This window comes from Labedella endophytica, from assembly GCF_003990045.1.
Classification (GTDB): domain Bacteria; phylum Actinomycetota; class Actinomycetes; order Actinomycetales; family Microbacteriaceae; genus Labedella; species Labedella endophytica.
Genome location: NZ_RZGZ01000002.1, coordinates 865,055 through 879,019, shown reverse-complemented (window position 1 = coordinate 879,019; position 13,965 = coordinate 865,055). Strand labels below are relative to the sequence as shown.

The following is a 13,965-nucleotide window of genomic DNA, read 5'->3' as shown; positions in this document are numbered from 1 at the left end:
TGGCCACATGACGACGTCTCTCGAGCGGTTCTACAGCGTGATCCCCGCCGGCGGTATCGGTTCGCGGCTCTGGCCGCTGTCCCGGGCGGACGCGCCGAAGTTCCTGCACGATCTCACCGGGAGCGGCACGACGCTCCTGCGGGCGACCTACGACCGGCTCGCGCCGCTCGCCGGCGCCGATCGCATCATGGTCGTGACGGGTCGCGCCCACCGCTCGGCGGTCGAGGCGCAGCTGCCCGGCATCGCCGACCACAACATCGTGCTCGAGAGCGAGCCGCGCGAGTCGTCCGCGGCGATCGGCCTCGCCGCCGCGATCCTGTCTCGGCGGGAGCCCGACGTCATCATCGGTTCGTTCGCTGCCGACCACGTCATCCGCAGCTCGCGCCAGTTCCGCTCGACCGTGGCGGAGGCGGCCGCAGCGGCCGACGCCGGCTACGTCACGACGATCGGCATCCAGCCCACCGAGCCGGCGATCGGCTTCGGGTACATCAACAGCGGCGAGAACCTCGGGATCGAGTCCTCGCCCAACGCGCTGCGCGTGCGCTCCTTCGTGGAGAAGCCCGATCTGTCGACCGCACGTCGATACCTGCGCTCCGGCGAGTACCTCTGGAACGCCGGCATGTTCATCAGCCGGGCCGACGTCCTCCTCGAGGAGCTCGGCCGCTCGGAACCGGGACTGCGGGACGGCCTCCTCGAGCTCGCCGCGGTCTGGGACGACCCGGCGCTCCGCGGCCCCGCGGTCGACAGGATCTGGCCGGAGCTCCCCAAGGTCGCGATCGACTACTCCGTCGCCGAGCCCGCCGCGAAGGCCGGACGTCTGGCCGTCATCCCCGGACACTTCGACTGGGACGACGTGGGCGACTTCGCCTCCCTCGCGAAGATCAACTCGGGCGGACGTCCGTCCGACCTCGCGATCCTCGGCGAGAACGCGCGCGTCCTCGCCGACTCCTCGAGCGGCATCGTCGTGACCCAGACCGAGCGCGTCATCAGCCTCATCGGGGTCAAGGACATCGTCGTCGTGGACACCCCGGACGCCCTCCTCGTGACCACGCGGGAGAACGCGCAGCGCGTGAAGTCCGTGGTGGACGCCCTCAAGCTCTCCGGCCGCGGCGACGTCCTCTAAGGCGACGTCCTCTAAGGCGATGGTCCAGCGCTCCGCCCGACTCGTGTTGCGCATCCCCCCGCAACTGAGGAGAGTGGACTCCGCTGCTCCCGAATCTGTACGGAGCACACCCTCACCCGATCAGCTGAACCCCGACCAGCGGAGACCTTCGTGACAACCCTTCCTCCCGCGTCCGGCGGCGCCGGCACGATGCCCGACCTCACGTCGTACGACGCCGTCCTCTTCGATCTCGACGGCGTCCTCACCCCGACGGCCGACGTGCACATGCACGCATGGAAGGTCATGTTCACCGAGCTCTTCGAGGCGTGGGGGATCGCGAAGTCGTACACCGACGAGGATTACTACCTCTCGCTCGACGGGATGCAGCGGTACGAGGGCGTCTCGCGACTCCTCGCCTCGCGCGGGATCGACCTCCCATGGGGTTCGCCCGACGACGCCGTGACGGCCGAGACGGTCTGTGGCGTCGGGAACCGGAAGAACGTCGTCTTCGCCGACATCCTCGAGCGCGACGGCGTGGAGGCCTACCCCGGGTCGATCGCGATGCTCGACGCCCTGGAGGCCGCCGGCACGCCGAAGGCCGTGGTGTCGAGCTCCAAGAACGCGGAGTCGGTGCTCCGTGCCGCCGGGCTCCGCGACCGGTTCACGGTCGTCGTCGACGGGGCGGTCGCCGAGGTCGAGGGCCTGCCGAGCAAGCCGGCGCCCGACATGTTCCTGCTCGGGGCCGCGCGTCTCGGTGTGGACCCGACCCGCACCGTCGTGGTCGAGGACGCGACGTCCGGCGTCGCGGCGGGCGTCGCGGGGGGCTTCGGTCTCGTCGTGGGCGTCGACCGGGGCGTCGGACCAGAGACCCTGCTCGCCGTCGGCGCGCACCTCGTGGTGTCCGACCTGTCCGAGATGCTCGACGCGACGTCGCCGTCGACCCTGTGATCACCGCCCGCCCGACCCGCCTCACGACAGAAGGAACGACACGCCCATGGCGATGATGGACCGCGAACGCTACCCGGTCGACCCGTGGAAGCTCGTCGAGAAGACGTACGACCTCGACTCGGCCGGCCAGGCGGAGACCCTGTTCTCCATCGGTAACGGCTACCTCGGCATGCGGGGGAACAACGCGGAGGGGCGCAAGGCCCACGAGCACGGCACCTTCCTCAACGGTCTCCACGAGACCTGGCCGATCCGGCACGCCGAGCAGGCCTACGGCTTCGCGGAGGTGGGCCAGACCATCGTCAACGCGCCGGACGCGAAGGTGATGCGCCTCTACGTGGACGACGAGCCGCTCTCGCTCGACGAGGCCGAGCTCATCGACTACACCCGGACCCTCGACTTCCGCAGCGGCGTCCTGTCGCGCGAGCTCCTCTGGTTCACCCCGGCCGGCAAGCGCGTGCGCGTGCGCACGACCCGCATGGTGTCGTTCGTCGAGCGCCACCTCGCGGTGATGACGATGGAGGTCACGGTCGAGGACTCCGACGCCCCCGTGACGATCTCGTGCCAGATGCTCAACCGTCAGGACGGCGAGGACGAGTACGGCGGCGCCCCCGGGCGCAGTGGGAAGTCGTTCGACCCCCGCAAGACCGACAAGATCTCCGAGCGCGTGCTCGTGCCGGGGGAGTACTGGCAGGACGGCGGCCGGAGCGTTCTCAGCTACCGCGTCGCGAACTCCGGCATGACCGTCGCCGTCGCGGCCGACCACACCATCGAGACCGACAACGACTACGTACACCGCACGATCGTCGAGCCGGACATCGCGAAGAACGTCTACCGCGTGCAGGCGAAGGCCGGTGTCCCGATCAGCGTCACGAAGTTCGTGAGCTACCACTCGTCGCGAGGCGCGCCCACGCGGGAACTCATCAACCGGTGCCGCCGCACGCTCGACCGCGCGCGCACCGAGGGCCTCGACGCGCAGTGTGAGAAGCAGCGCGAGTGGCTCGACGTGTACTGGGCCGCGTCGGACGTGGAGGTCGACGGCCAGCCGGAGATCCAGCAGGCCGTGCGCTGGAACCTCCTCCAGCTCGCGCAGGCGGCGGCGCGCGCCGACGGTCTCGGCATCCCGGCGAAGGGTCTCACGGGAAGCGGCTACAGCGGGCACTACTTCTGGGACACCGAGATCTACGTCCTGCCCTTCCTGAGCTACACGACTCCGCTCTTCGCCCGCAACGCACTCCGCATGCGCGAGCAGATGCTGCCGGCCGCCCGCAAGCGCGCCGGCCAGCTCAACGAGGACGGTGCGCTCTTCCCGTGGCGCACCATCAGCGGTGAAGAGGCGTCGGCGTACTACGCGGCCGGCACGGCGCAGTACCACATCAACGCCGACGTCACCTTCGCCCTCGCGCGCTACGTCCGCGCCACCGGCGACACCGACTTCCTGAAGCGCGGCGGCATCGACATCGCCGTGGAGACCGCGCGGCTGTGGACGACCCTCGGGTTCTGGCGCATCGTGGACGAGGAGACGGAGACGTTCCACATCCACGGGGTGACCGGGCCCGACGAGTACACCACCGTGGTCAACGACAACCTCTTCACGAACGTGATGGCGCGGTTCAACCTGCGCTACGCGGCGCAGTGCGTCCGGGAGCTGAAGGAGACGGACCCCTCGGGCTTCGCGATCCTGACCGCGCGGCTGTCGCTCTCCGCCGACGAGGTGGAGGAGTGGGAGCGCATCGCGGAGTCGATGATGATCCCCTACTCGGAGGCGCTCGGCATCCACCCGCAGGACTCCCACTTCCTCGACCGGGAGGTGTGGGACCTGGCGAACACACCGAAGGAGCAGATGCCGCTCCTGCTGCACTTCCACCCGCTCGTCATCTACCGGTTCCAGGTGCTCAAGCAGGCCGACGTCGTCCTCGCTCTCTTCCTCCAAGGAGGGGAGTTCACGCACGACGAGAAACTCGCAGACTTCGAGTACTACGATCCGCTGACCACGGGCGACTCGACGTTGTCCGGCGCGGTGCAGTCCATCATCGCGGCGGAGATCGGGTACCAGGATCTGGCCCTCGACTACTTCAGGGACTCCCTCTTCGTCGACCTCGCGGACCTGCACAACAACTCGTCGGACGGCGTGCACGTCGCCTCGGCCGGCGGGGTGTGGAGCTCGCTCGTCAGCGGCTTCGGCGGCATGCGGGACTATGACGGGAAGCTGTCCTTCGATCCCCGCCTGCCCGCCGAGTGGACGAAGCTCGCCTTCAACCTCATGTGGCACGGGAGCCGCCTCATCGTGCGCGTGCGGACGAACGAGTTCAGCGTCACGGTGCTCGAGGGCGACTCGGTGGACTTCTCCGTGAGGGGCACCGACTACACGGTCGAGGCCGGGTCGGAACTCGTCGTGCCGCTGCGCGACCAGGGACCGCGGATTCCGGGCAAGCCCACCCAGCGCATCCACTCGCGCGCCCGTCGCGACGACGGCACGCTCATGACGGCGAGCCTGCCGGTGGTCAGCAGCTTTGCTGGCGACGACGATGCCGATGTCGGCGACTGAGCCGGGTCGAACCTGGCGTTCCGGAAGGGCGGCATCCTCGACAGGGGATGCCGCCCTTCCGATCGTCGGCGTCGTCGTGTTAGCGTCGACGCGTGAAGTTGTAACGCCCTCCCTCCCCGCGTCCGCGGCGCTCCGTGTCCATCACGAGAGCTCATGCCCGGCGGGTCGATCGGTTCTCGGGCAGCCCCCTCCTCCCATCGCCGAACGCGAGGGACGGAGTCGATGCCCGACCTGACAACGGCGGTGCACTGGTGCGATCCTCTTCCCTTCCCACGACCTCTTTCCACGTGTCCTCCCGTCACGCGGCATCACCCCTCCCCGCGGCGTCGTCCCCGGCCGTAGCCGGTCCGGTGGGTCGGCTCGACCACATCCGGCTCGACGGCGTCTCCCGGCGGTACGGCGATCGTCGTGTGCTCACGGACGTGTCGCTCGTCGTCCCGACCGGTGCGCGCACGGGGTTGATCGGGGAGAACGGTGCCGGCAAGTCCACCCTGCTGCGGATCATCGCGGGCATCGACGAACCGGACGGCGGAACCGTCGCCGTGCCGCGTCGCATCGGGATCCTCTGGCAGGAGGTGCCGCGCTCGGCGTCGACGACGGTCGGCTGTCTCCTCGACGCGGCCACGGACGAGATCCGGGCGCTCGAGCGCGAGCTCGCCGCGGCGGCCGAGGCGCTCGCCGATGGTGCGGACGGCGCGGACGCGCGGTACGCCACGGCGCTCGATGCGGCGGAGCGCGCCGAGGTGTGGTCACTCGACGCCCGACTCGACGTCGTGTTGGGCACCCTCGGAGTCGCCGATCTCGGTCGTTCTCTCCTCGTGTCGGAGGTGAGCGGCGGCCAGCGCTCACGGCTGGCCCTCGCCGGGCTCCTGCTCGCGCGGCCCGACGCCCTCCTCCTCGACGAGCCGACGAATCACCTCGACGATGCGGCGGTCGCCTTCCTCCGCGACGAGCTGGTCGCGTGGCGCGGTCCCGTGCTCTTCGCGAGTCACGACCGGGCCTTCCTCGACGAGGTCGCCACGGGGCTCGTCGACCTCGACCCCGTGCGCACCCCCACGGATCCCCGCGGAACGGGAGCGGGCGTGGCCTCCTTCGGCGGTGGATTCAGCGACTATCTCTCCGTCAAGGCGGCGGAGCGCGAGCGCTGGCAGCGCCGGTTCGCGGAGGAGGAGCAGCGGCTGCGCGACCTGCGCGCGACCGTCGCGGGCGCGGGGGAGGCCCTGCGGTTCGACGGAGTCCGCCGGGACAACGACACGTTCAACGTCGGATTCAAGGGCGGCACCGTCGAGCGACAGGTCAGTCGGCGGATCGGAAACGCCGAGCGGCGGATCGAGCACCTCGAGACCGAGCGCGTCGAGGCTCCACCCTCGCCCCTGACGTTCGCCGGGATCCCGGCTGGATTCGGCGCCCTCCCGGACGGCGAGCCCCTCGTGACCGCGAGGGACGTCGGCGTGCCCGGCCGGCTGCACGTCGATCGCCTCGACGTCCGTCCGGAGACGCGCCTGCTGGTCACGGGACCCAACGGAGCGGGTAAATCGACCCTCCTGGCGCTCCTCGCGGGCACGGTCGCACCGCGCGGCGGCCGTCTCGTGAGACGCAAGGGACTGCGGATCGGGCTGCTCGAGCAGGACGTCCGCTTCGCCGATCCGGCGGCCTCGCCGCGGGCCGCCTACGCCTCTGTGCTGGGGGAGGAGCGCGCCGCCCGTATTCCGCTCGACAGTCTCGGTCTGGTGGGGTCGCTCGATCTCGACCGGCCGATCGCCCGACTCTCGATCGGGCAGCAGCGCCGGGTGGCCCTCGCCCTCATCCTCGCGCGACCGCCGCACGTGTTCCTCCTCGACGAGCCGACGAACCACCTCTCCCTGTCGCTCGCGACCGATCTCGAGGACGCGCTCGGCGCCTACCCCGGGGCCGTCGTCATCGCGAGCCACGATCGGTGGCTGCGCCGGCGGTGGATGGGCGAGGAGATCGTCATCGCGCCGGGCGAGCCCCTCCGCCAGGCCGTCTGACGCCTGCGTGCGGGGCACCGCCGTCGAGCACCAAATCACCGCGGGAGGACCGCTATGTAACGAGTCTGTTGCGAGAACGCCCCCAGGTCCGGGGCGGATCGTCGCATTGGGTAACCTGACTGCATCCGTCCCCGCCGTCCTGCCGGGGACTCTTTTGGAGGACATCTTGACTATCACCACCCGACGGGTCACCGTCTCCGGCATGGCCGGCCTCGGCGTCATCGCGCTCCTCGCCGGCTGCGGCCAGGCGCCCGAGGACAGCGGCTCAGGCGGCGGCGACGCTGCGAGCGACTTCAGCCCCTGCATCGTCTCCGACGCCGGCGGATTCGACGACAAGTCGTTCAACCAGGCGAGCTTCGAGGGAATCGTCGCCGCGGCCGACACGCTCGGTGCCGAGGTCACCGACGTGCAGTCCGAGACCGAGGACGACTACGCCCCGAACATCACGAGCCTCGTCGACGAGGGCTGCAACCTCATCGTCTCCGTCGGCTTCGCGCTCGCCGAGGCGACGGGTGCGGCCGCCGAGGCCAACCCCGACGTCGAGTTCGTCATGCTCGACGACAACTCGATCGAGGCGGACAACGTCAAGCCGATCATCTACGACACGGCTCAGGCCGCGTTCCTCGCCGGCTACGCAGCGGCTGACACGACGGAGACCGGCGTCGTCGGCACCTTCGGCGGACAGCAGTTCCCGACCGTCACGATCTTCATGGACGGCTTCGCCGACGGCGTCGCCTACTACAACGAGCAGAAGGGCACGGACGTGCAGGTCGTCGGCTGGGACGTCGACGCCCAGACCGGTTCGTTCACCGGTGGCTTCGAGGCCAACGACACGGCCAAGCAGCTCGCCACGACGCTCATCAACCAGAACGCCGACATCCTCCTCCCCGTCGGTGGACCGGTGTTCATCAGCGCGATCGAGGCGATCCGCGACTCCGGCAAGGACGTCAAGATGATCGGCGTCGACGCCGACCTGTACGAGACCTACCCCGAGGGTGCTGAGTTCTTCCTCACCTCGATCCTCAAGCAGATGTCGTCCGGCGTCGAGGACGTCGTCACCGCCGCCGGCGAGGGCGACTTCGACAACAGCCCGTACGTCGGAACGCTCGAGAACGAGGGCGTCGGCATCGCGCCGTTCCACGACTTCGAGGACACGGTGAGCGACACTCTCCAGGCCGAGCTCGACGAGATCTCCGCTGGTATCGTCGACGGCTCGATCGAGGTCACCTCGCCGGCCTCGCCCGTCACGGAGTAGTCCCTGCGACGTCGGTGGTGCCGCGTGCGGCGCCACCGACCCGCTCTCGAGGGGGAGATCAGCCGGTCGGCTGGTCTCCCCCTCGTGTCCGTCTTACGATTGAGCCATCCGTCGATGCTCGACCTCCGCGCCGGAGCCGCGCGCCCGGCAGCTTAGGATCATCCAATGCAACTCGAACTCCGCGGCATCACGAAGCGCTTCGGCGCTCTGACGGCCAACGACCACATCGACCTCGTGGTCGCCCCCGGTGAGATCCACTGCCTCCTGGGGGAGAACGGGGCCGGCAAGTCCACCCTCATGAACGTGCTCTACGGCCTGTACCAGGCCGACGAGGGCGAGATCCTGCTCGACGACGACGTCCAGCACTTCGAGGGCCCCGGTGATGCGATGCGCGCCGGCATCGGCATGGTGCACCAGCACTTCATGCTCATCCCCGTCTTCACGGTCGCGGAGAACGTCATGCTCGGCCACGAGGAGACGACCTTCGGCGGTCGTCTCAACCTCGACGCCGCGCGAGCGCGCGTGCGCGAGATCTCCGACCGCTTCGGGTTCAGCGTCGACCCCGATGCGCTCGTCGGTGATCTACCGGTCGGCGTCCAGCAGAGGGTCGAGATCATCAAGGCCCTCTCGCGTGACGCCCAGGTGCTCGTCTTCGACGAGCCGACGGCCGTGCTCACCCCGCAGGAGACCGACGAGCTCATGACGATCATGCGCCAGCTGCGCGACGAGGGAACCTCCATCGTCTTCATCACCCACAAGCTCCGCGAGGTCCGCGAGGTCGCCGACCGCATCACGGTCATCCGCCTCGGGAAGGTCGTCGGGGAGGCCCAGCCGACGGCGAGCAACTCGGAGCTCGCCGCCCTCATGGTGGGTCGCGCCGTCGAACTCGTGGTCCAGAAGGGACCGGCGTCGCCGGGGCAACCCGCCCTCGTCGTCGAGCACCTCGACGTGATCGACGCGAACGGCCTCAAGGTCGTCAACGACGTGAGCTTCACCGTGCGCGAAGGGGAGATCCTCGCGATCGCCGGCGTGCAGGGCAACGGTCAGACCGAGCTCACCGAGGCCATCATGGGCCTCCAGCCCCGCGTCAACGGTCGCGTGAGCCTCGGCTCCGAGACCCTCACCGGCCTGAGCGTGCGACGCGTGCTCGACGCGGGTGTCGGATTCGTGCCGGAGGACCGCACGCACGACGGCCTCGTGGGCGAGTTCACCATCGCCGAGAACCTCATGCTCGACCGATCGCACGGCGAGCCCTTCGTCGCCCGCGGCTCGTTGCGCCGCGACCACCTCGACGAGTTCGCCGAGGAGAAGAAGAAGGAGTTCGACATCCGCGCACCCTCCATCCAGACGGCCGCCGGCCGGTTGTCCGGTGGTAACCAGCAGAAGGTCGTGCTCGCTCGGGAGATGAGCCGAGACCTCCGTCTCCTCATCGCCGCGCAGCCCACGCGCGGTATCGATGTCGGATCGATCGAGTTCGTGCACAAGCGCATGATCGAGACCCGCGACGCCGGGATTCCCGTGATCGTCGTCTCGACCGAGCTCGACGAGGTCGTGGCGCTCGCGGATCGCATCGCCGTGATGTACCGCGGCTCGATCGTCGGCATCGTCCCCGGCGACACCCCGCGCGACGTGCTCGGTCTCATGATGGCCGGCGAGCGCCCCGCCGAGGTCGCCGCGTGAGCGCCGCCGGAACGACGACGGCGTCCTCCCCGACGCCGGAGCCGTCGGCCCCGCAGCCCCGCGCCAACGCGATCCTCAAGGAGATCATCGGCGGGAACGTGCTCATCACGATCCTCGCGGTCTTCCTCGCCCTCCTCATCGGAGGTATCCTCATCGCGTTCACGAACGAGGACGTTCAGGAGGCGGCCGGCTACTTCTTCAGCCGTCCGCAGGACACCTTCCTCGCCATCTGGAACGCCGTCTCGGGCGCGTACGTCGCGCTCTTCCAGGGCTCGGTCTACAACTTCCGACGCGACGACTTCGCGACGGCGATCCGTCCGCTCACCGACACCCTCACCTACGCCGCGCCGCTCATCGTCGCGGGACTCGGTGTGGGGCTCGCGTTCCGGGTGGGCATGTTCAACATCGGCGGTCGCGGTCAGATGCTGATCGCCGCGGCCGCCGCCGGGTGGGTCGGCTTCTCGTTCCACCTCCCGTGGGGCATCCACCTCATCGTCGCGATCGTCGCCGGCATCGCCGGTGGTGCGCTCTGGGGAGGGATCGTCGGTCTGCTGAAGGCCCGGACCGGTGCGCACGAGGTGATCCTCACGATCATGCTCAACTACGTCGCGTTCTACCTCGTGTCGTACATGCTGCGGACGCCGGGCCTCCTGCAGGCGCCGGACCAGGTGAACCCGAAGTCCCCGCCCATGCTCGAGACGGCGATCTTCCCCGCGCTCTTCGGGCCCGCGTACAAGCTGCACGCCGGATTCATCCTCGTGATCCTCGCGACGATCTTCGTCTGGTGGTTGCTCAACCGCTCGAGCCTCGGGTTCCGTTTCCGCGCGGTGGGGGAGAACCCCAACGCCGCTCGTGTCGCCGGCATGGACGTCAAGAACATCTACGTCTACGCGATGCTCGTCTCCGGCGGGCTCCTGGGCCTCGCCGGCGTCATGCAGGTGCTCGGAACGGTCCCGACGGGCTTCAGCTCCGGCATCGACGCGGGGATCGGATTCGACGCCATCACGGTGGCGCTCCTCGGCCGTTCGCGGCCGTGGGGCATCTTCGCCGCCGGAATCCTCTTCGGCGCGTTCAAGGCCGGCGGCTACTCGATGCAGGCGTCCGAAGGTGTGCCCGTGGACGTCGTCACCATCGTGCAGTCGCTCATCGTCCTCTTCATCGCGGCCCCGCCGCTCGTGCGCGCCATCTTCTTCCTGCCGGACGGCACGAGGCGGAAGCGACGCACGACCCCGATCGTCACGAAGGAGGTCGAGGCCAAGTGAGCACCATCACCACCCCCGATACGACGCCCGTCTCCGGGACCCTCGAATCGACCGAGATCCGCAGCTGGAAGGCGCCGATCGCACTCGGGATCTTCGTGGTCGTGGCCGCCGTGCTCTTCGTCGTCGCCGGACGGGACGGCGCGACGACGTTCCGTCTGTCCTCGGACACGGATCTCGTTCAGCTCGCGGACTGGGTGCTCCCGGCCCGGGGGACCGGCCTCACGGTCACGGTCCTGCTCGCTCTCCTCGCCGCCGTGGTCGTCGGCCTCACGGTCGCGGGGTCGCGCCTCGGGTCGCGCGCCCGTCGCGCGATCCTCGCCGTCTCGATCGTCGCGTTCACCTTCCTGTTCCTCCTCGCCTTCCTGACGTGGGCGGCGGCGGGGGCGGCGATCCCCGTGACGGGCCTGCTCCTCGGGACCGTCTCCCTGAGCGCCCCGCTCATCTTCGGAGCGCTCGGCGGTGTCATCTCCGAACGCGTCGGCGTCGTGAACGTGGCGATCGAGGGCCAGCTCCTCGCCGGTGCGTTCTGCGCCGCGCTCGTGGCCTCGATCACCGGCAACCCGTTCGCCGGTCTCATCGCCGCGATGGTCGCCGGGGTGCTCGTGAGCTTCGTGCTCGCGGCGTTCTCGATCAAGTACCTCGTGGATCAGGTGATCGTCGGAGTCGTGCTCAACGTGCTCGTGCTCGGGCTCACGTCGTTCCTCTACTCGACGGTGCTCTCACAGGACACGGCCGGGCTCAACACGGCTCCGCGCTTCCCGCGCTTCCCGATCCCGGTGCTGAGCGACATCCCGGTCGTCGGCCCGGTGCTCTTCCGCCAGACCCTCATCGTCTACCTCATGTACATCGCGGTCATCGCCGTCTACGTCGGGCTCTTCCACACCAAGTGGGGCCTACGGCTCCGCGCGGTGGGCGAGCACCCGCAGGCCGCCGACACGGTGGGCATCCGGGTCAACGCGACGCGGTTCTGGAACGTGTCCCTCGCGGGCGCCGTCGCCGGGCTCGGTGGCGCGTACTTCACGCTCGACTCCGTCTCGAGCTTCGGAAAGGACATGACGGCCGGCGCCGGCTTCATCGCCCTCGCCGCCGTCATCTTCGGACGCTGGAACCCGATCAGGGCCACGTTCGCCGCGCTGCTCTTCGGCTTCGCGACCAACCTTCAGAACGTGCTCGGCGCCATCGGTTCGCCGGTGCCGAGCGAGTTCATGCTCATGCTGCCGTACCTCGTCACGATCCTCGCCGTCGCCGGGCTCGTGGGGTACGCGCGTGGCCCAGCCGCCTCCGGAAAGCCGTACATCAAGTCATGACCGACACCTCCTCGCATCCCGCGGCCGACGTCGACTGGGAGGGCCTGCGCGCCATCGCATCCGACGCGATGCGGAAGGCCTACGTTCCGTACTCGAAGTTCCCCGTGGGCGTTGCGGCCGTCGTCGACGACGGCCGCATCATCGCGGGCTGCAACGTGGAGAACGCCTCGTACGGCCTCACGCTGTGCGCGGAGTGCGCACTCGTCTCCACGCTGCACCTCACGGGGGGTGGCAAGCTCGTGTCGTTCACCTGCGTGGACGGGGACGGCAACATCCTCATGCCGTGCGGACGGTGCCGTCAGCTCCTCTTCGAGCACGCGGCGCCCGGCATGCTCCTCGAGACCGTCTCCGGTGTGCGCACGATCGACGAGGTGCTCCCCGACGCGTTCGGCCCGAGCACCCTCGACGCCTACGCCCGCTGACACGAACGACCGCAGACCTCCGCGTGCGCTGACCTCCACGCGCGCAATCGTCGGACCGCGCTCGCGGCCGGCGCGAAAGGACACACCATGAAGGACTCCGCAGCCCCCGAACGGATCGAGGCGTTCGACGTCGTCGACCTCATCAGGACCAAGCGCGACGGCGGTGAACTCGCCACCGCCGAGATCGACTGGCTGATCGACGCCTACACGCGGCGCTACGTCGCGGACGAGCAGATGTCCGCTCTCGCCATGGCGATCCTCATCCGCGGCATGAGCCGCCGCGAGATCCGCGACATGACCCTCGCGATGATCGCCTCCGGCGAGCGGATGGACTTCTCGGGGCTCGGCAAGCGCACCGTCGACAAGCACTCGACCGGTGGGGTCGGCGACAAGATCACCCTCCCGCTCATGCCGCTCGTCGCCTCCTTCGGCGTCGCCGTGCCGCAGCTCTCGGGTCGCGGACTCGGCCACACCGGCGGCACGCTCGACAAGCTCGAGTCGATCCCCGGCTGGCGTGCGGACCTCACGAACGAGCAGATGTTCGCCCAGCTGCGCGACGTCGGCGGCGTCATCTGCGCGGCCGGCAGCGGCCTCGCCCCCGCGGACAAGCGGCTCTACGCCCTGCGGGACATCACGGGCACGGTCGAGGCCATCCCGCTCATCGCGTCGAGCATCATGTCCAAGAAGATCGCCGAGGGCACCGAGGCCCTCGTGCTCGACGTGAAGTTCGGCTCCGGCGCCTTCATGACCGACTACGCGAAGGCGGAGGAGCTCGCCCGCACGATGGTGGAGCTCGGTACGGACGCCGGCGTCGCCACGTCGGCGCTCCTCACGGACATGAACGTGCCGCTCGGGCTCGCGATCGGCAACGCCAACGAGGTACGGGAGTCCGTCGAGGTGCTCGCCGGGGGAGGACCGGCCGACGTCGTCGAGCTCACGGTCGCCCTCGCACGCGAGATGCTCGCGCTCGTCGGCCAGCCCGACGCCGATGTCGAGGCAGCCCTCGCCGATGGGCGGGCGATGGATTCGTGGCGCGCAGCCATCGAGGCCCAGGGCGGGGACCCCGACGCGGCACTTCCCGTCGCTCGGGAGACCCACACCGTCACGGCCGACCGCGACGGCGTCCTCAGTCGCCAGGAAGCGCTCCCTTTCGGCAGCGCAGCCTGGCGCCTCGGCGCCGGTCGCGCGCGTCAGCAGGACCCGGTTCTGCACGCCTCGGGGATCGACCTGCACGCGAAGCCCGGAGACTCCGTCGTCGCGGGCCAGCCCCTGTTCACCCTCTCCGCCGACGACGACTCGCGCTTCGAGCGTGCCCTCGCCGCCGTCGAGGGCGCCTGGGAGATCGCGCCGGCCGGAACGGTCGTCGAGCGCGGGCCGCTCGTGCGTCAGCGCATCGGCTGAGAGCCGGTTCCGTCCCCCGGGCGGCGGTCCTCCC

Annotated in this window: 10 protein-coding genes; all 10 read left to right on the top strand. The window is 69.6% G+C overall.

Annotated elements, in window-relative coordinates:
* Positions 1 to 7: 7 nt before the first annotated feature.
* The 10 genes from ELQ94_RS07665 to ELQ94_RS07620 all read left to right on the top strand — a co-directional run bounded on the left by ELQ94_RS07665 (position 8) and on the right by ELQ94_RS07620 (position 13,931).
* Positions 8 to 1,123 (top strand): mannose-1-phosphate guanylyltransferase, encoded by a 1,116-nt coding sequence (locus ELQ94_RS07665; RefSeq protein WP_127048827.1) that lies wholly within the window; start codon positions 8 to 10, stop codon positions 1,121 to 1,123.
* 189 nt (positions 1,124 to 1,312) lie between these two features.
* A complete protein-coding gene (locus tag ELQ94_RS07660) occupies positions 1,313 to 2,050 on the top strand; it encodes an HAD family hydrolase (RefSeq protein WP_127050189.1) in 738 nt (245 codons plus the stop codon).
* Positions 2,051 to 2,102: 52 nt separating this feature from the next.
* A complete protein-coding gene (locus tag ELQ94_RS07655) occupies positions 2,103 to 4,595 on the top strand; it encodes a glycoside hydrolase family 65 protein (RefSeq protein ID WP_127050187.1) in 2,493 nt (830 codons plus the stop codon).
* A 287-nt stretch (positions 4,596 to 4,882) separates the two neighbouring features.
* Entirely contained in the window at positions 4,883 to 6,604 is a 1,722-nt protein-coding gene (locus ELQ94_RS07650; protein WP_243696913.1) for an ABC-F family ATP-binding cassette domain-containing protein, read from the top strand.
* Positions 6,605 to 6,770: 166 nt separating this feature from the next.
* Complete coding sequence (locus ELQ94_RS07645; protein ID WP_127048825.1) at positions 6,771 to 7,859, top strand: BMP family lipoprotein; 1,089 nt, start codon at positions 6,771 to 6,773, stop codon at positions 7,857 to 7,859.
* A 165-nt stretch (positions 7,860 to 8,024) separates the two neighbouring features.
* Positions 8,025 to 9,539 (top strand): ABC transporter ATP-binding protein, encoded by a 1,515-nt coding sequence (locus ELQ94_RS07640; RefSeq protein WP_127048823.1) that lies wholly within the window; start codon positions 8,025 to 8,027, stop codon positions 9,537 to 9,539.
* Complete coding sequence (locus ELQ94_RS07635) at positions 9,536 to 10,801, top strand: ABC transporter permease (RefSeq protein WP_127048821.1); 1,266 nt, start codon at positions 9,536 to 9,538, stop codon at positions 10,799 to 10,801. The genes ELQ94_RS07640 and ELQ94_RS07635 overlap by 4 nt, the downstream gene beginning before the upstream one ends.
* Positions 10,798 to 12,108, top strand: a complete 1,311-nt coding sequence (locus ELQ94_RS17435; RefSeq protein WP_127048819.1) for an ABC transporter permease — start codon at positions 10,798 to 10,800, stop codon at positions 12,106 to 12,108. The genes ELQ94_RS07635 and ELQ94_RS17435 overlap by 4 nt, the downstream gene beginning before the upstream one ends.
* A complete protein-coding gene (locus ELQ94_RS07625) occupies positions 12,105 to 12,530 on the top strand; it encodes a cytidine deaminase (RefSeq protein ID WP_127048817.1) in 426 nt (141 codons plus the stop codon). Before ELQ94_RS17435 ends, ELQ94_RS07625 begins: the two co-directional genes overlap by 4 nt.
* A gap of 87 nt (positions 12,531 to 12,617) precedes the next feature.
* On the top strand, positions 12,618 to 13,931 hold the full coding sequence (locus ELQ94_RS07620) for a thymidine phosphorylase (protein ID WP_127048815.1): 1,314 nt from the start codon (positions 12,618 to 12,620) through the stop codon (positions 13,929 to 13,931).
* The last annotated feature ends 34 nt before the right edge of the window (positions 13,932 to 13,965 follow it).